This is a genomic window from Acinetobacter sp. AB03 (assembly GCF_058107045.1).
Window position 1 is genome coordinate 2,639,813 of the sequence record NZ_JBUEBA010000002.1, and the last position, 18,960, is coordinate 2,658,772.

Annotated in this window: 11 protein-coding genes and 3 pseudogenes; 2 read left to right on the plus strand and 12 right to left on the minus strand. The window is 39.4% G+C overall.

Annotated features, from left to right (window positions below; genetic code table 11):
• Positions 1 to 3: 3 nt before the first annotated feature.
• Together ACY3FQ_RS13400 and ACY3FQ_RS13405 are read right to left on the minus strand one after the other, a co-directional pair.
• On the minus strand, positions 4 to 327 hold the full coding sequence (locus ACY3FQ_RS13400; protein ID WP_004692331.1) for a proton-translocating transhydrogenase family protein: 324 nt from the start codon (positions 325 to 327) through the stop codon (positions 4 to 6).
• A gap of 11 nt (positions 328 to 338) precedes the next feature.
• Positions 339 to 1,466, minus strand: coding sequence for an NAD(P) transhydrogenase subunit alpha (locus ACY3FQ_RS13405; protein WP_005400772.1), 1,128 nt, complete (start codon positions 1,464 to 1,466; stop codon positions 339 to 341).
• Positions 1,467 to 2,530: 1,064 nt separating this feature from the next.
• Here ACY3FQ_RS13405 and ACY3FQ_RS13410 point away from each other — a divergent pair.
• Positions 2,531 to 3,721 carry an MFS transporter gene (locus ACY3FQ_RS13410; RefSeq protein ID WP_005400773.1) on the plus strand — a complete coding sequence of 397 codons (1,191 nt, stop codon included), beginning with the start codon at positions 2,531 to 2,533 and terminating at the stop codon, positions 3,719 to 3,721.
• Between the two features lie 61 nt (positions 3,722 to 3,782).
• On the opposite strand, the gene ACY3FQ_RS13415 is transcribed toward ACY3FQ_RS13410, so the two are convergent.
• The 10 genes and pseudogenes from ACY3FQ_RS13415 to ACY3FQ_RS13460 all read right to left on the minus strand — a co-directional run.
• Positions 3,783 to 4,427, minus strand: coding sequence for a HEPN domain-containing protein (locus ACY3FQ_RS13415; protein WP_005400774.1), 645 nt, complete (start codon positions 4,425 to 4,427; stop codon positions 3,783 to 3,785).
• A gap of 693 nt (positions 4,428 to 5,120) precedes the next feature.
• A complete protein-coding gene (locus ACY3FQ_RS13420; protein WP_005400775.1) occupies positions 5,121 to 6,854 on the minus strand; it encodes a UvrD-helicase domain-containing protein in 1,734 nt (577 codons plus the stop codon).
• Entirely contained in the window at positions 6,851 to 8,932 is a 2,082-nt protein-coding gene (locus ACY3FQ_RS13425) for an ATP-dependent nuclease (protein WP_005400776.1), read from the minus strand. The genes ACY3FQ_RS13420 and ACY3FQ_RS13425 overlap by 4 nt, the downstream gene beginning before the upstream one ends.
• Positions 8,933 to 9,045: 113 nt before the next feature.
• Positions 9,046 to 12,151, minus strand: a pseudogene (locus ACY3FQ_RS13430) (type I restriction endonuclease subunit R).
• Positions 12,152 to 12,209: 58 nt separating this feature from the next.
• Positions 12,210 to 12,713, minus strand: coding sequence for a hypothetical protein (locus ACY3FQ_RS13435; RefSeq protein ID WP_005400778.1), 504 nt, complete (start codon positions 12,711 to 12,713; stop codon positions 12,210 to 12,212).
• A 6-nt stretch (positions 12,714 to 12,719) separates the two neighbouring features.
• Positions 12,720 to 13,736, minus strand: a complete 1,017-nt coding sequence (locus ACY3FQ_RS13440; RefSeq protein WP_005400779.1) for an AAA family ATPase — start codon at positions 13,734 to 13,736, stop codon at positions 12,720 to 12,722.
• A 17-nt stretch (positions 13,737 to 13,753) separates the two neighbouring features.
• Positions 13,754 to 15,058 (minus strand): restriction endonuclease subunit S, encoded by a 1,305-nt coding sequence (locus ACY3FQ_RS13445; protein ID WP_005400780.1) that lies wholly within the window; start codon positions 15,056 to 15,058, stop codon positions 13,754 to 13,756.
• Positions 15,051 to 16,457 carry an AlbA family DNA-binding domain-containing protein gene (locus ACY3FQ_RS13450; RefSeq protein ID WP_005400781.1) on the minus strand — a complete coding sequence of 469 codons (1,407 nt, stop codon included), beginning with the start codon at positions 16,455 to 16,457 and terminating at the stop codon, positions 15,051 to 15,053. Before ACY3FQ_RS13450 ends, ACY3FQ_RS13445 begins: the two co-directional genes overlap by 8 nt.
• A complete protein-coding gene (locus tag ACY3FQ_RS13455; protein WP_005400782.1) occupies positions 16,447 to 18,177 on the minus strand; it encodes a class I SAM-dependent DNA methyltransferase in 1,731 nt (576 codons plus the stop codon). The genes ACY3FQ_RS13450 and ACY3FQ_RS13455 overlap by 11 nt, the downstream gene beginning before the upstream one ends.
• A 243-nt stretch (positions 18,178 to 18,420) precedes the next feature.
• Positions 18,421 to 18,609 (minus strand): annotated as a pseudogene (locus tag ACY3FQ_RS13460) (hypothetical protein); the annotation flags it as partial.
• 196 nt (positions 18,610 to 18,805) lie between these two features.
• Between ACY3FQ_RS13460 and ACY3FQ_RS13465 the strand changes: the two are divergent.
• Positions 18,806 to 18,960: pseudogene (locus ACY3FQ_RS13465) on the plus strand (TorF family putative porin); the annotation flags it as partial.

An 18,960-nucleotide genomic window follows, 5' to 3' on the forward strand; every position in this document is an offset into this window, starting at 1 on the left:
ATATTAGCCCTCTTTTTTCTTTTGCTTTGGCTTGAACATTTCAAGCATACGCGCTGTTACTGCGAAGCCACCGAAAATATTGATACTTGCTAAGAACACCGCAATTGCACCTAAGATGCTCACCACATTCACACTTTGGAATGCAACATTCGCATCAACACCGATTGCAGGAATCCCCACCGTTTGAATCATTGCACCGACCACGATGATCGATGACAACGCATTGGTTACTGCCATAAGCGGTGTATGTAGTGCAGGCGTAACGCCCCACACAACGTAGTAGCCTACAAAGATGGCAAGGACGAAAATTGTAATTGTTTCAACCATGATCTATCTCCTTAACCACGCTTCAGCAGTACTTGACCGCCATGAGTTACTAGAAGGGCTTTTTGAATTTCTTCTTCAGGATTGATAGCAAAATTTTTCTCTGCATCAAATAAAGTATCTAAAAAGTTCAAGACATTTCGTGCATACAAAGCAGAAGCTTCAGTTGAAACCGTAGACGGAATGTTTGGAATCCCTAGAATGGTCACACCGTTGTCAGTCACAACATTTTCACCATTCTTAGAACCTTCAACGTTACCGCCTGTTTCAACCGCCATATCAAGGATGATTGAACCTGGTTTCATTTTGGCAACCGTTTCCGCCTTAATCAGACGTGGCGCATTACGACCTGGTAAAAGTGCAGTGGTAATCACGATGTCAGCATTCGATACAGCTTTGTCCACAATAATGGCTTGATCGCGGATATAGTCTTCACCTGGCATCCAGCCATAACCATTTTTCGCAGCATCGGCTGCTTTTTGCTGCTCTTCTGCTGACATAGGTACGTCTAACCATTTGCCACCCAAAGATTCCACCTGATCTTTCGCCGTCGGACGTAAATCCGTTGCTTCAACCACAGCACCCAAACGTTTTGCTGTCGCAATCGCTTGTAGACCTGCAACACCAACCCCCATGATCACGACACGTGCAGGTTTTACAGTACCCGCAGCCGTCATCAACATTGGGAACATGCGCTGGTACTCTGCCGCAGCAAGAAGCACAGACTTGTAACCGGACAAGTTAGCTTGTGAAGATAATACGTCCATGTTCTGCGCACGAGATAAAGTTCGTGGCAGTAGCTCCAAAGCAAATGCAGACACGTGTTGTGATGCAAATTGATCAAGCTCCGTATTACGGTACGGGTCAAACATGGCAATAACCGATGTATTTGGCGCAAGCTTTTGAATTTCAGCACCCTGAGGGGCACGTACTTTCAAAATCATTTGGCTACCGGTATAGGCATCATCTGTCAGCGTAGCACCGACTTGCTCATAAGCACTGTCGATATAAGCAGCTTTCACACCTGCTCTACGTTCAATCACTACACTATGACCAGCACTGATCAACTTTTTTACCGTTTCTGGCGTTGCGGCTACACGATTTTCACCGACGACAGTTTCGGCTGGAATTCCGATCTGCATGAGCGTCCCTCAAGCTAGTTTTTCTTAAAGTAAACATCACCGATTAGGCAATATTTTCTCACAGGATGTTCTTATGAATTTTTGGATTCTAATGAAACTTTTTTAAAATACCACCCACTATTTATTTAATAAATACCCATATACTGAACTGGTGATTCATAAAAAATATTGGGTGATATCTCGTTTATTTACTTTGAATCCGCTTAAAAATTGATTTATTTCTATTCAAATTCTGAGCTACAGATCTTTTTACACTAAAATCTGCACTTTTTTTGCACAAAACCAAGTCCTTTAATTCCGCAGTATTGATCTTTTTGACCAATCCAAGAATATGAACCACCACGTTCACATTAACCCGAACCTGTCATTCATCGAGCTTTGCCATCTGCCGTCGCGCAAACTTTGCAGGCATTGACTTGAATGACAGTTTTGCCCCATTTGCAAAAGCTTAGAATTGGCCTGTTCCTATGTTTCATCGATCAAAAATGCCAATGCTCAAAATTTAGTCCAACTGAAACGTATATTTGAAGTGGATCATATAAAAATACGAGGAAGGATTAATCACGTTTAAATAGATCTAAAACGCGGAACGACCAACAAAAATGTTTTTTTCATATTTTATGGGATGATAATGGCGTGCATTGACGCACTAGCCTTAAGCAAAAATGCACCATAATTAAGCAAAAACACTTTAAATAGATGAATATTTCAACAATCAGCCCCAAATGCTTGGTATGCTTTATGAGTGAAAATGATCGAATGCAACAATTTCATACAAAATAGACGGGTGCGTTCAGAATTTTTTAAAGATTTTTATCATTTTTTGACAGGAAATTCGAAATATCATTATTTTTTGATTGTATTAGACGAAAATACTCTCCTGAGAACAGGTCATGCTATTTTCTATGTCTTCATCTTCGACTCATTTTTTATGCAGTCTTTTCTCGCCTGTTTTAGGCTTTTGACCCAGCTTCGTATACAATTTCTGAAACGATGCATCTATTTAGCTCAAACATGATGTAAACGTCTTTCTGAAAAAAATACTCCCTCATCAAAGGCTCATTATGAATACCTCTTTCGACATCAGTCGAGACAAATCTCTGCTCTGGCTGATGGCAATTGTCTGTGGCTTATGTGCAGGGGCAAACTATTATTGCCAGCCTTTGATTTCCTCTATTCAGCAAAGCTTTCAAGCGCCAGAAGAACAAGTGGCTTTGACCGTGACCTTTGCGCAAGTCTCCTATGCTTTGGGTTTACTGTTCATTGTGCCCTTAGGCGACATGCTGAACAAAGCCAAACTGATTCCATTCCTGATGTTTGGCGCATCTGCTGGACTGTTTATCTGTGCGACATCTACCAACTTATCGATGCTCTGGCTAGGCACCATTATTACAGGACTCTTTTCTGTCGCAGCACAAGTACTGATTCCTCTGGCCACGATGGCAGTCAAACCTGAAAAAACGGGAGAAGTGGTCGGTTTCCTCATGAGTGGCTTATTGGTCGGGATTTTACTGTCGACCAGTGTGGCTGGATTACTCTCAGACTTATGGCACTGGAAAATGATTTATGTGCTGAGTGGCATCGCCATGTTTGCTTTGGCCCTTCTGATGAAAGGAAAACTACCCCAACTACCAAAACTTAAAATCACCTATTTCGACATTTTTAAGTCCATGGGGAGTCTGCTGCAACAAGAGCCTCGTTTGGTGTTTCGCTCAATCACGGGTGGATTTGCTTTTGCTGCCATGAGTATGCTGTTTTCAACCATTGCCCTACTTTTAACCTCTGAGCCATTTCAACTTTCGGATGTTTTAGTCGGCGTGGTAACTTTGGTCGGCGTATTTGGCGCACTCTCCACTCAGTGGATTGGTAAATGGGCCGATCGCGGTTATACCCTGCTTTTGACTTGGGTCGGCTGCGGGACGTTAGCCCTCAGTTGGGTGTTCCTATATTTAGGCGGGAGCTCACTCATCAGCTACATCATCGGTTATGCACTGATTAACTTAGGGCTTGCAACTACACATAGTTGTAACCAAAACGTGATTTTCCGTTTACGCCCCGATGCGAAGTCTCGGGTGAACTCCATCTATATGACATTATATTTTATTGGTGGCGCGTGTGGCTCGGCACTGGGTGTCTATGCATGGCATCACGGCGGCTGGAGCAGTACATGTTTAGTCGGTATTACACTGGTGATGATGGCGGGTGTCTTTGCTCTGCTGGATACCCTGTATAACAAAAAACAGGGTATTGCTTAACCCTTAAAAAGACAGTTGACTGAGTCAATTGTCTTTTGGTTTGGGCACTTCTTTTTGAGCGCTAACTGACCTGAGCCACGGGGTAAAAAGGTTTACCCAAATCGAGACTATCGGCATTTTCCAAAGCAATGTACAAAAATGCGGGCAGTAAAGCCGATAAAATTTGACAGCCATCTTGTAGCTGCTTGCGGTTCAATGAACTCTTATAGGTTGAACCACCATGCATCAGTTGATTTCTCAAGGTATATAAACGATTAAACAGTACCAGTAAAATATCAACCGAATGTTTCTGTTGTAGCGCTTTCGCCACTTTTTTCTTTTCTTGTTCAAGCTGAGCCTTACAGATCTCTAAACCAATTTTCTTATTTTGATAGTCCCAATACCCTTGATAGGTGTATTGGTTGTCTAAGAGCATACGAATAGGCTGACTAAATTTGTCCCATAAAATGCTATAAATTCTATGATCGACATCATGCTGGCAAATTAAATGCAAGAACTGACGTAAACTCTGTTTGTCCTGACTTTGCCCCAAGTCTTGTGCATATATCGCATTGAAGGAAATCCAGAGGCTGATAAATTGTAAATCGGGATCATGATCGAGCAGTAATGCCTGCTTTAGCCAACTCAGCCCACGATGTATTCTCAGATTAAACTCATCACTCTGTTGTACTTTTTTAGTTTTAAAAATTTCTTCTAAAAGCAACATCGGCTTTTCCTATACTTTATTCTTCTATGTATTCAACATACTGAATGATTAAGCTAAATTCAATTTAATCCTGCTAGGACCATAGTGATTGATAAATCCCGCTAGTTCAGTGTGAATGTTCTATCGAAAAAAACATTCTGTTTTCTATATTTCAATGTATCTAATGAATATTGGCTGCTCCTCTTACCATTAATTATAAGTTCTAAGCTTGATAAAAGCAGATAATATCTCTCAATGAATGTATTCCATTTTTGTGGTAGTATTGCGTGCTATCGGAAATACCTGAATAAAATGAAGCATCGAGTTTCATTTTTCGTCCACTCCCAAAGATCCTCCTATCGGTAATGAATGCATTTCAGCTCACTACATTGTGCTGTATCTTGCTCAATAAATGGATTGACGCTTTGGCTTTGCGACATCTGATTTTCATGTAATTTCCCACATATTTCTTTGCACCGCTTCCGCTCTAAGACATAGGTTGTTCACCATGTCTTTGCAGACAAAAGCTGATAAACACTGATCAAGAGCCTGATTTTTTAATGAATACTGACAAAACCATTGAAACCCCTCAATCTCCACGAATTAGTGTTGCGCCGATGATGGATTGGACACTTAAAATAAAATAACAAATTAATATCAACAACTTAAATTGTATAAAATAATTTATGGTGTAAATTTGGCGTAAATTCTATTTTATGTACCAAAACTTAACTCTTCAACATTCTCACTTCCAAAAAGATTACTCACTGTAAGAAGTGCAGTGTCTGACAATGACTGAGTTGCCAGCACAGCAAGTCTCGTCATTGGGCGAGATATAGATACATAGAAAAGATTCCGAGCACGATAGAAACCTTTCATATTTGTCTTAGTCAGCTTTTTAGTTTCAAGTAGCTCAAGAAGCTGAGGCCAATTATAATGATTCCACCCTCCACCTAAGATTACCAATACATTATCAAACTCAGCACCCTTAACACTATGCTGGGTTGCAAAAGGGGTTAACTTTTCAATAAATCTTGTAACCTCGATAACTTCTTTATACGGGATTTCTCTTAATTTTTTATAACGTTGTGGTCTTGAAGACATTTCAACTTCAGGTATGCCCATCAATGAAATAAGCTCTTCCTCTCTTCTAAGTATACGATCAGGCAGAGATGGACGTTTAGTAATCTTTAAATGGTCTATAACTTGACCAATAGTCCCTTCTATTCTCAACTTTAGCAATCGATCCATATCTCTACGCCACAACATTTTATCTTCATGTTTTGTAATAGCAGGTCTAGCACCCAATATCTTAAACATATCTCCGTAATGTGATGAACTATAAGCCATGCACATTGGCTCTATTACTTCAGCAAAGAACCTAATGACCGGATCTTCCTTTTTTGTAAACTGTTCTGTACGACCTCTAAATAATTCAACAATTTTCGGATAACCTTGTTCAACTGCCAAAACATTGTGACTAAGCATTAATACTTTTGTCTTTTTTAAGTCCCACCCCTCTACTCTTAACCTAGCCATCAACTCTTCACGACAACTACGTGCTATGTCAGAAGGTAAATCTTCCTTTGAATGTGCTGTATTCGTTCTAGGCCCATTATAACTGTTAGTATGGAAAAACCGAGCTTCACCTTTGGCTTCTGGTAAGCTAACAACTTGTGGAAGCTCTGGGCGTAAAGCGTTTAGAACATTTACTACAGCAGGAACTGATCGAAAATTTGAACCCTTTGCAATTTCTTCAATTGGGTATTCAGCTAATTCATACTCACTACTATAAATAGTCTGCCAATGATCTCCGAAAAGACCTATGATTGGTCCAGTCTTCGACTTTAAAAAATAATCAGTAATAGCATCCATAAATTGACGATGAGTATCTTGATATTCATCAATAAAAATTACTGGAAATTGCTGACTAAATAACATCCGAAACTTTTCCTTAGCCAAAAGCATTGCCATCAATTCAGGAATATCATCATGATTAAGTGTAATGCGCATCTCATCTACACTAAAGAATCCCAGATCATATTCTACTAACTGTGATCCAATCCCCCCACTTTGTTCAACTTTCTCTTTTTTATCCTTTAGTTCAATTACCAAATCACGTATTGCCTTCTGAAATTGACGAATGAATGCCCAACAGAAGCCATGAATTGTGTCAACAAGAATTGCCGGATGATCTTCAATTTCTTGAGCAATCTCATTGCGTGCAACTTCTGTATAAGTAATACAAGCAACTTTTTTGCCTGACTGTACTAACGTTGAACCACGTTCGTCGATTAGTCTCTTGAGTGCAGCTACCAAAGAATATGTCTTACCTGCTCCCGCACCTGCTTCAAGTCTAAAACTATAACCCGCATCTAGAGCCTGATTGATCTTTCTCTGAGCTTCTTGTGCAGCAACTAGTGCAGGATTTTCTTTAATCTGACTCATGCTGCTCCTCCTTTGTCTAATGGTTCTAAATTTTGTATAGGAACATCAGATTCAGAAAGCCAAATCAGGCCTTCTCGAATATATCGAGGTACAACCCATTCTTTTACACGAATTGCATATTCTAAAGCGAAATCCGCTTTAGTAAGTCCCTGCGCATATTCCCAAGCTTCTGTAGCAACATCGTCTTCACTTGGTAATGGAAATTGATTAAGGTTCGCTAAAATAAGAGCATCTTCATAGCTTCTTGCACAAATATTAGTTTTTGGATCTTCAGGGATTTGGTAGGCAATTCGACGAAAGTTAACCTGCTTTTCTATGGCATTTTTAGCAATTAAATCAGCTGGAGATATTTGCCAAATTACTTTTTCATCTAAATCTTTAGGACGAAACCAATCCTTGATAGCCGCATTAGAGGTTCTCTCACCTTGAGCTACTGGACATTTTTCCCATATTTTGGTTTTTACTTTCTTCTTATTTTCTTTTTCCACCATTTTAGTTGAGTCTAAATCGGTAATGACTAGAGTCTTAAGTTCAAGAAAGTCGAGGAGTGGATAAAAAACATGAGCATGAGCCCCTCCAGCTTCAATACAAGTTACATACTGGCTTGCTAATTTTTGATGTTCTGGTAAGGATATATCAACTAATTCTCTGAGGCGAGGCATTAATAACCGTTCAGTTGTCCCTTCAACCATAATCACTTTATCTGCAAAATAAAGATCACACTTAGTCAGAGTCATGTATTTATGCAAGAACTCTTTATCAGCAGAAGATATTGTTTGCATGCCCTTTTTAAAATCTTTAACTTTAGTATTTCTAATACTTTTCACTGAATCTTTCTGGTTATAGAAATATCTTACTGCATCAAAACATGCCGCATTAGCAACATGAGAAGAATGTGTAGTAATAATAAACTGAACATTCCAAACGTCTTCTGCTGGATAGGCACTCGAAAGCTTTTGAATAGCAGCATTTAATTGATTAATGAAAACTTCCTGCATCTGTGGATGCAAATGAGCTTCAGGTTCTTCAATGAATATCAAATGGGCTGAAGGGCGAGTAATTTGAGATCGGTAAATTTTGTGATAGCTTTCAAGTTGTAGCAGCATATAGATTAAATTTCGCGTACCAAGACCATTATATCCCTCAGGTAAATGCACACCATCTGTACCGCTATAAACAACTTTTGTATGCCCAGACAAAAGTGCCTCTACATTTAATGAAGTTTCAGGCCTTAATTCAGTATCATTAAGACTTGGAAAACCCATCACCCCCATAACAGGTAATAACTTTTTGAGCATTTTGTCAAAATCACTTTGAACATTAAGCTCAATATCTTCAACAGATTTCTTTAATTTCGCAGCTAACTCTTGATCAGATTCTGTAGCCGTTGGTGCAGCAGCTGTTTTAAACAATTCACTAAGTAATTTTCCGATAACATCAGCCTCACCAAGCTTTGTCTTATCAAGAGTTCTTTGTGCTTGAACAAAGTTACATTGTAATAATGCTGCGAATGCTGAAGTACCCTCGAAATTTCTCTTATTAGACTTATCCGTCGGATCTATCGCACTAACATGCACTTCGTAAATTTTTGATAAATTATTACGTAAACACTTAAAAAAATGTATTTGAGGTTCCATACCTACTGGTGGTTGAGGTAAATCAAACAACAAATGCATTTTTGCTAAGACAGGCCTATATTCAATACAAGCAATCGCTGTTGTAGAGTCCATATCTAAATCAATGATAAATGGTGAAAGAGGTCCTAAAGTCGGGGCATCACTATCGTATCGAAATGTCAAAGAAAGAGTGATTATAGGCAGTGTATTATATATCTGCTCTGGACTTGCCCCCTCTTCTTTCAATTTTCTTGCATTTAAAAACTTCTCACGAGACAAACTAGAAAAATCTTCCAACCTAAAACGGGCTCCTGACTCACCACAAAAACAATCAAATATGCTAGTAAAAGATGTTTTTCCGCTATTATTTCGCCCAACAATCACAGTTGAATTCTTTTCTAATACAATCTCAATATCTTCAAGAAGTCTATACCCCTCAACTCTAACTTTTTCGATACGCATTGTTCCCCCCAAAATACATTGGTTATTGTAACTTTATCTATTTTTTCAAAGGTTTCGCCCAAGAAGAGCATGTAAATTATTTTGTGTAAATTACGTTCTTTATAAATGATTTTTTAGCTAGTCGTCCAAGCATTCGACAACTGCTCAGCCTGCTTCATCACCAACTCAATCGCTTCAGCTGCTTTATCAGGTGGATACTTCCAACGCTGCAAAGTACGACGTACTAATATTTTCAGCTGAGCACGCACACTATCCCGAACCTGCCAATCGACAGTCGTTGATTTCCGTAGCTTCTCTGTAATCTCTCGTGCGATCTGTTTCAGCGTATCGTCTCCAAGCTCTCTGACCGCACTTTCATTATTCGCCAAGGCATCGTAGAAAGCGATTTCATCAGGATTCAAACCAAGTGCAGCTTCACGCTGCATTTCGGCCTGAAACTCTTTTGCCATTTGAATGAGTTCTTCAATGACCTGAGAGGTTTCAATAGCTCGGTTATTGTATTTCCTCAAGGTTTCCTGCAAACGATCAGAGAAGCGTTTTTCCTGCACGACATTGTTTCGTGTCTTTGCCTTAATGCCATCATTGAGTAACTTTTCCAACAGTTCAACTGCCAAGTTACGGTATGGCATCTGCCGTACATCTTCTAAGAACTCATCTGAAAGCAAGCCAATGTTTGGTTTATCTAAACCACACATTGCAAAAACATCTGTTACCCCCATCTGCAATGACAGCATTATCCAGAATCTGTTTTAGTGTACTGTCCTTTTCCGCTTGCGACAGTTTACGATCTACAGAGGTATGCTTGCTAATGACCGCTTTAATGGCTGAGTAAAAGGCAATTTCTTTGTGCAGGTTCTTCGCTTCATCCAAGGTGCTGCATAAAGAGAAGGCTTTATTGATTGCCAGGACTAAATCAAGAAAACGCTTTTTACCATCCTTTAAGCTCAGCACATAGTTGGCTGCGGGGATAATCAGTCGGTGTGCCTGAGTTTCATAAGCACTTAAATCCATGCCAACCTGTTCATTGGTTTTGGCAAACATTCCCCGTATCGCATCCATCTTTTCAGCAAGAACCGCATAAGCTTCTTCTGCACGTAATGTTGGTTCCCCTTTACCTTTGGCATCGGTATAGGTTTTTAAGGCTTGCTTCAATTCATTAGCAATGCCGATATAGTCAACAACTAGTCCACCCTGCTTATCTTTAAAGACACGGTTCACACGTGCAATGGCCTGCATGAGGTTATGGCCTTTCATTGGCTTATCTATATACATGGTGTGCGTACACGGTGCATCAAAACCTGTAAGCCACATATCGCGTACAATCACCAGTTGTAAAGGATCGTTTACGTCCTTAAAGCGTTTCTCAAGGCGTTTTTTAGTTTGCTTATTGTAGATATGCGGCTGTAATAATGGTTTATCTGAAGCTGAACCCGTCATCACAATTTTGATTTTGCCTTTTTCAGGATCAGGGTCATGCCAATCTGGACGTAAGGCAATAATCTCATTGTAAAGGTGGACACAGATCTCACGGCTCATGGTCACAATCATGCCTTTACCCGCCGTGGCTTCTGTACGGGCTTCAAAGTGTGCGACTAAATCCGCAGCAATCTGTTTCAGCCGTGGTGTGGCACCCACCAGCTTTTCTAGTCGGCTCCACTCACTTTTAGTCTTTTCTCGGTTACCAACATCTTCTTCATCTTCTACAACCTCATCGACTTGATCAGATAGCTCTTCAATTTCAGTCTGATTGATGTCCAGCTTTGCCAAGCGTGATTCGTAGTAGATCGGGACGGTTGCCCCATCATCCACGGCATCCTGAATGTCATAGATGGAAACATAATCACCAAAGACAGCTCGGGTATCTTTATCCTCACTCGAAATAGGGGTTCCAGTAAAGCCAATAAAAGCAGCATTCTTTAAAGCATCACGCATGTGCTTGGCATAGCCGAACTTGTATGTGCCATCATTATTTAGTTTTGCTTTCAAACCATATTGGCTACGATGTGCTTCATCTGACATCACCACAATATTGTGGCGTCCATTCAGTAATGGATGCTCACTCTCACCTTCCAATAATGCAAACTTTTGTACCGTGGTAAAGATGATGCCACCTGACTCACGCTCAGCTAAAAGCTGTCTCAGCTCATCGCGGTTATTGGCTTGTACTGGCGTTTGTTTTAATAGTTCTTGAGCATTACTAAAAGTTTCAAAGAGCTGTCCATCCAAGTCATTACGGTCGGTTACGATCAACAAGGTCGGGTTGTGCATAGCAGGCTGTTGTAAGAGTTTCCCCGCATAGCAGCACATGGAAATACTTTTACCCGAACCTTGGGTATGCCAAACAACACCTGCTTTTTTGTCTCCGGTTGGATTGGCTGCTGTAATGGTAGCCTGTACGGCTTCGCGTACTGCATGGAACTGATGATAGCCTGCAATTTTCTTAATAGTCTTTTCGCTATCTGTTTCAAACAACACAAAAAATCGGATGTAATCCAGAAACAACTCTCGATCAAAGAAGCCTCGAATAACTGTCTCTAGTTCCCATTCTAAAGCAGGTTTATCATCTTCATTCTTAATGGTACGCCACGGTAAAAAGCGTTCCTGATTCGCCGTAAGTGAACCGACACGAGCCGTTACCCCATCACTCACCACCAAGGCTTCATTAAAGACAAACAGATCGGAGATTTCTTCTTTGTAAGTTTGCAGCTGGTTAAAGGCATCCCAGATATCTGCATTTTCATCGGTTGGGCTTTTTAGCTCCAACACGGCAAACGGAATACCATTGATAAAACAGATGATGTCAGGGCGTCGCGGCTGCTTCACACCTAGAATGGTAAATTGATTGACCGCAACAAAACGGTTTTGATGCACATGATTAAAGTCCACCAAGAAGGCATGGTCATGTACCCAATCATCCTGTTTCTTATAGGTGACAGATACACCTTCCAATAACATACGATGGAAGGCACGGTTATTGGTCACCAAGTCCAGACTTTCAGGTTGATTCAGCTTTTGCAGAACTTGCTCAAAACAACTTACAGGTAAATGCGGATTCAAGCGTTCAAAAGCGGCCAGAACATCAGCTTCCAGTAAAATCTGTTTATAGTCTTTGCGTAAAGGAGTGCTACTATCAGGTGCAATATCAATACCATGAACGACTTCCCAGCCATTTTCGGCGAACCAATCAAGGCAAAGGTTTTCGAGTTGTGTTTCGTTCATGATTAATATTACCTGGTATGTTGTCTTTAAGTTTTTCTGATAGATAAAGTTTAAGTTTCTAAAGCACCAGGCCTTCTTTACGTGCTTTTTCCTCGTTTATTACAAATATATTCATATCGTTAATATTCCATAATTTTTTTATTTTATGTAAACGCTGTCTAAATTTGTCAGTTATTTGGGGTAAATGTTGATTAGGTACTTTAGGTATAATTAGCCTTAATTGAATTGTAGCTTTTTGCCAATCAATAAGTTTATGATTAGATGGTAGCTCTTGCTCTACAATAGAGTTTTGTTTTAAACACCCCATCATTTGTAATGGTAGTGCATTTTCAAACTTCTCAAAAATTTCATTCCAATAATTCTCATAATCGGATGTATTCCTAGGATTTGGTATACTCGATTTAGCTTCAACCATAAACATCTTTTGATTTTTTAAATAAGTAAACTCAACCATTTTAAAACCATTACCTAGAGATTTATGGCCTTTGGAATGTTCTATTTTATAAAAATCATCACGTGGGAAAGAACCAAAGCTCACTCCTGACTCTTCAAAAAAAATCATATATAATCAAACCCCTTGAAATTCAGCTTCAAAAAGTCGAATTGACTCATTAATGATCTCATTATCAGGTAGACCATCATTAAGCAAACAGGTTTGTTGCCAACTTCCATTTTCTGTTGCCATAAAAGTTGGAATAGGCATTTGATACTGATGAGCAATTAATACCAATTTTTTGATAACGTAATAAGAGTGAGTAGCAAGAAAAAATTGAATACCAGCTTTAGCAAGAACACTAATTATATCTAACAGTTGCACAATTGCTGTCGGATGCAAAGCAGACTCAGGTTCATCAATAAATACAATGGAATCTTTATCAAGATAGCGATTACCTAAAAGAGTATCAAGAATTGCAACCTTTTTAACACCTTCAGCTGTAGCCATCATTGAGTACTTACTATTTCCTTTTTTATAAATCCAGCTTTGGCTTTTATTATCGAATTCAACCTTCCCTGAAAACATATTTTCTAACTGTTTTCGAGAGCTTACAAACGCATCTGAATTACGCCCCTTTTGCGTAGGAATTTTAAGAGCAGTAATTAGATCGACATAAGTTGCATCAAAGCCAAATAATTTATCGATTACTGCCGACTTATGAATAACATCAATCAGTGACAATACTTCTTTAGGAGGTAGGAAAATTGAATTAGATTCTCTTTTGGTCAGATTATTGTGAATAGTACTTACTTTAACAGTTGTATCTTTTCCAAAACTAAATCCAAGTGAGCTATTGTCATCCAAGCTAATTGATACTGAGAGCTTTTTGCCCTCACCTTTGGTAACTATGTCACCAATTTTATCTGTTTGAAATGTCCAATATAATTTATCACTCAAAACATCGGAAAACTCTTGATTATTTTTCCCTCTATTGGACTCCTCATGGCTACGTATCGCACTATATAAAGCTTTGAGCAGAAAAGTTTTCCCTGTGCTGTTTTTACCCAAAATTAAGTTAATTTGTCCCAAATTTTTACCATGAGAACTAATAATTGGCCCATAGTTCTCTAAATCAAAATCTTTAATCATTCTTCATCTCACATACACTATTTTCTATCTTCATCAGAAATTAAAGTAATCTCACCCGACAATAACTTTGGCAATAAAGCATCTCTAATATCAATTAATTTTAAAGATTCATCTGACTGCTGTGATAATACAAATGGTTTTATCTTTTCTGCAAAAATATTTTGAATTTTAATATCTGGTTGCAATAAATCTATAGTTTCCAAGTCTTTTCTTTTAATACTCGATTGAACAGTAATAACCAATCTAGCATCTACATCATTCCTAAATTTGGCGCTATTCATTTGATAATACATAAATAGTGGATTTACTTTATTCAACTTAAATCTTAATCCTAATATATTTTGTGCAATTGCTAGAGTTCTATTAGCAGGAACAATACAAAGGCGACCTATAGTGCCCACTGTTGACATTATCAAATCATTTTCCTGTAAATGTGCTCTAAACCAAGTATTAAAAGTTTCTAAGCTCACTTTTTTGTCAGTATTTAAATCAGGATTTAAAGAGAATTCTGGTAAATGTTTTACCTCCAATAAAGGAATCCCTTCCGACTGAATAGGAGGAGTCTTACCTCTATTATCAATATACTTTTCAACAATATTACTAAACCGCGTAACCTCCCACCCCTTCGGTACTTCCCCTAACTCACTTTCTACCAATTCATCAGGAAACAGTGCAGCAGTTGCTCGCAATTCCGCCAAATCATCTTCAGCCATTTGCTGAAGCTCAACTTCACTTTTACCGCTAATAACACACATCGCAGCAAACTCAGGATTGTTCCCTTCTTGTTTTGCTACAATTTTGGCACGGACAGGGTCAAAGTCGATAAACCAGCTTTTAAAGAGGGCTTGGGCAATCGATTCTAAGGTTTGGTTAATTTGATTGTTGAGGTGGATTTTGTCATCTAGATCACCAAGAGTTTTGGCTATTACTTTTTCATTTATATATCCTAAGTTTTTGACCAAAACACTTGATAAGTGATTGCGATTTAATGTTGGAACACCTGTTCCAACATTAAATCGATGAAAATCTATACTTTTCAGCAAATAATAGACATATCTGGCATCATGTCCTTTGAAGTCTTTAACCCACAAAGTCGTATTAAGAGGCCAAAATTTCTCTTTAATATATTGGCCTCCCCCTATACTGCCACTTCTACCAATTACAACCCCTGGTGCATCAACTTTATATTCATTATGAAATCCAGCTACTCCTGTAGATGCTACGACAGGTATATCTCCAGAAATCCTGTCACTCTGAGGCAAATCAAATCCTCTTTGTAAAAGTATAAATTCATTTAATGGCACATAATTTTTATTACTCACTACATTCCCCAAATTCTTTTTTAATCGCCCAATGCCCACGAGTTCCACCCATACGCTCAAGCCAGCCTGCATCTTTTAAATGATTCAGATGCTTTTTCACTGCTGACTCATTAATACCGAGCTGCTCCGCCATAGCACGATAGGAAACTTTCGGATTTTTTTGAATCAAAACTAAAATCTCTTTTTGACGATCTGTCAGCATTGTTTCTTGGATTGAGCCACCTATTGAGCCACCTATTGAGCCACCTAATTGCTCAATCGAAGGACGGTAAAACTCCCAATCGACAAAATCACCTTGTGCTTTCAGTTGAGGTTCGGGATTGCCTGCTTGCAAACAAAGATCTTTGATCCGGGCAATCCCACTGCCCCATTGCTCGATATAACCCAGCTCTTTAAACACACGGGCCAAGACACGGTTACGAATCTCTGAACGACCTTGCGCTAAATCCTCTTCAGTCAGACCATTGGGCAAACCACCCGGCGATACAATATTCAGGATGTCATCATAAATGCCAACCTTGATATCACGCCCTGCATTGCTATAGTCACGATGCAACACTGCATTCACCAAGGCTTCACGAATGGCAGGAATGGGGATTTCATAACTTTCTGTACGTTGTAACCCTAAAATTTCAGCACGTAGATGCAGATGATTCTTGATGAATTGCTCTGTTTGCTTCAACTGACTAAATAAGTCTCCACGGTATTCTTTTTTATCCAAAAACACCGTCATGGTCGTGCCTTTAAAGCGGCTACATTTAATCTCAACCTGCTCATAAAGCCCCAACAAAATGAGTAACCCATGACTTGGGTAATCCTGTCCATTCTGCTGAATGATCAATTTAAGATTACGCATTTTCTGCAAAGACAGTTCTTTGCCCAGCTCAGCAAAGGCTTGCTTTAAAGGCTGTAAATCGATGTCATCTAAACTGTATTGCGGATTCGGCTGCTCATCAAAAGTCTGGTTCAGACGTTGCAATTCAAGTTGCTGGATATACTCAGGCGATGCCACACGATTACTTGCACCTAAACGGATATAAGTCCCCTGTGCCTTGCCTTGTGGCTTGAGATAATAAGGCAACAATGAACCACGGCTGACTTCAATCACCAGCAACTCTATGCCTTGGATATTCTCGATATAGATATACGGCAGAATGTTGGGCATACAGAGTTCATTGATCATCGAAGTGATCTGATCTTGCAACTCAAAAATATCATCTTGAATACCTACGAGTTGGCGATCATCACTTACACCCACTACCAATTTACCACCACTGGTATTGGCAAAAGCAATCAGGGTCTTTGCCACCTGTTGCCCTTTCGGTAATTGCTCTTTAAATTCAAGGGCTTGACTTTCACCCTTCTGAATTTCCAGCAATAAAGGATGATCAGAACTCATAGCCCAAGCCCTTTAGATTCTTTTTAATCTCACTTTCCAAGACAGCACTTTCAGCAAATTGTTCTTTGAGCTGAGCAGTCAAACGCAGCATTTTCTCAGCGAATGGCTCGCCATCATCTTCCTGCTCGACTGCACCAACATAACGTCCCGGAGTCAGTACGTAATCGTGCTTCTGAATATCCTTTAACTCAGCAGAGAAGCAGAAACCTTTCTCATCTTGATACGCTTCGCCTTCAAAATTTTCGCCTTGTTGCCAAGCATGTAAAGCATTGGTGATTTTAGCAATATCTGCATCGGTAAAGTCACGCAGTACGCGATCTTTCATATAGCCCAAATTACGGGCATCGATGAACAGAGTCTTGCCTTCACGGTTGGCTTTCTTTTTATCTAAAGACAAGCCATTCTTTTTGTCCTTGGTTAGAAACCAGATACAGGCTGGAATTTGCGTGTTGGTAAACAGTTGTCCTGGTAATGCAACAATACATTCCACCAGATCGGCTTCAATCAGGTTCTTACGGATCTCACCTTCATTATTGGTATTTGAGCTCATCGAACCATTGGCAAGTAGCAATGCCATACTGCCTGTAGGTGACAAATGGTGCAGCATGTGCTGCATCCAAGCAAAGTTGGCATTACCTTGCGGTGGCGTGCCGTATTTCCAACGCACATCATTTTCTAAAGAAGCATGCCACCAATCCTTGATGTTAAAAGGTGGGTTAGCCATGACAAAATCGGCACGCAAGTCTGGATGCTGATCCTCTAAAAAGCTGTCTGCATTCTTTTTACCGAAATTAAAATCAATCCCGCGAATCGCCATGTTCATGGCTGCCAGTTTCCATGTGGTCGGGTTGCTCTCCTGACCATAGATAGAAATATGCTTTTTCTGTTCAGACGCTTTGTAACGCTTTTCCTGTGCATGTTGTTCAATGAACTTTTCACTAGATACAAAGAATCCGCCTGACCCCATTGCTGGGTCATATACGCGCCCTTTATAAGGCTGTAACATTTCAACAATTAAGGTAACAATACTTTTAGGTGTGTAATATTGCCCACCCTGCTTGCCTTCAGCTAAGGCAAATTGTCCTAAAAAGTATTCATAGACATGTCCAAGAATATCTTTACTGTGCAGATTTAGTTTTTCACCGTTGTATTCAGGCTGAGTGAAACTGGTATCAGAGAAGGTATTAATCAGATCTAGTAACTTATCATTATCTAATTGATACTGTCCGATGCGATTCAGAATACCTTTCAGTTTTGGATTGGCTTTTTCAATTTCATCAAAGGCATTATCAATCAACCAAGATACAGAGCGTAACTTCACGTCCTGTCCTTGTTCATCTTGCCAAATGATTGAGCCAATTGGTAAAGCTGCTGCATCACGGATATTTGACCAGCGGCCTGCTTTTGGCACCCAAAATACGTTTTTTTCTTGGTAGTAATCCAGTATTTCTAGTTCATCAGCAATAGACTGTTGGTATTCTTCTTCGCTGTCGTACTGATCACGCGGCATGTAATAGATGTTGTGATCGTCTTTTTGTGCAAACAATTCTTTGAGTTCAGATTGCCGTTCATCAAAAGCATCTGATACGTACTTTAAGAAAATCAGTCCTAAAACAATATGCTTGTAGTTAGCGGCATCCAGACTGCTGCGTAATTTATCGGCGGCTTTCCAAAGCTTGTCATCTAAGTCATTTAGAAACTTTTGTTCCAATGAATGCATTTTATTTCCTCAATCCAAGATCAACCGCTTTGGTTTTATACTTAATGTTAAACAATGTTGCTAAGTTAGCATATCAATGACCTATTAAAAGTCATGCACTTAACAAAAAAAATAGAGATTAATAAAGTCCTGTCATTTTAACGGGATAACTTTAGCTAAAATAGTCCTTTAACAACTGCTACGTCTTATAATGTCGTAAAAAAAAAGAGCAACCTAGAAAGTTGCTCTTTTCCAACCAATCGATTAATTGACGGGTCTGACTGATCGCTGCAACCCCTGCTGAATACCCTGCACAAACCCTTCAGGCGAAGCTTGTTGCTCCACCGTACGGTTTTGTTCTTGTTCAGGGTAGTATTCCTCCAGCACCTCTAACCCTTCCTCTATATCCGTTTCAAACCGTGCATTGGCAAAACCCTTCCTTGCGGTAAAGTCTAATGATTCTATGAATACACCTAACTTTTTCAACTAACTACAAATGTGTTGCACTTGGGATTTGAATCTGCGACTTTAAAAAATATTCATCTTAAATTTTATACTTATTTTACGCAAAATTTACGATAATTTTATTATATATCAATAAATTAAACCATAACATACATTACTTCAATGACTACTAATTTAAAGTGTTATGAAAAAATTATACCATCTACTTTTTAGCCTTATACCGCTCTATTCAAGTTATGCTTTTGCTACTGGAGATGAAAGCTCTCCCGCTTTAAGCTTTTCAGGTAATGTATCATTGGCCAGCGACTACCGCTGGCGCGGCCAAACGCAAACCCAGAA

Coding starts and splice junctions, on each gene's coding strand:
- ACY3FQ_RS13400 (WP_004692331.1), bottom strand. CDS start 327: ATGGTTGAAACAATTACAATTTTCGTCCTTGCCATCTTTGTAGGCTAC.
- ACY3FQ_RS13405 (WP_005400772.1), bottom strand. CDS start 1,466: ATGCAGATCGGAATTCCAGCCGAAACTGTCGTCGGTGAAAATCGTGTA.
- ACY3FQ_RS13410 (WP_005400773.1), top strand. CDS start 2,531: ATGAATACCTCTTTCGACATCAGTCGAGACAAATCTCTGCTCTGGCTG.
- ACY3FQ_RS13415 (WP_005400774.1), bottom strand. CDS start 4,427: ATGTTGCTTTTAGAAGAAATTTTTAAAACTAAAAAAGTACAACAGAGT.
- ACY3FQ_RS13420 (WP_005400775.1), bottom strand. CDS start 6,854: ATGAGTCAGATTAAAGAAAATCCTGCACTAGTTGCTGCACAAGAAGCT.
- ACY3FQ_RS13425 (WP_005400776.1), bottom strand. CDS start 8,932: ATGCGTATCGAAAAAGTTAGAGTTGAGGGGTATAGACTTCTTGAAGAT.
- ACY3FQ_RS13435 (WP_005400778.1), bottom strand. CDS start 12,713: ATGATTTTTTTTGAAGAGTCAGGAGTGAGCTTTGGTTCTTTCCCACGT.
- ACY3FQ_RS13440 (WP_005400779.1), bottom strand. CDS start 13,736: ATGATTAAAGATTTTGATTTAGAGAACTATGGGCCAATTATTAGTTCT.
- ACY3FQ_RS13450 (WP_005400781.1), bottom strand. CDS start 16,457: ATGAGTTCTGATCATCCTTTATTGCTGGAAATTCAGAAGGGTGAAAGT.
- ACY3FQ_RS13455 (WP_005400782.1), bottom strand. CDS start 18,177: ATGCATTCATTGGAACAAAAGTTTCTAAATGACTTAGATGACAAGCTT.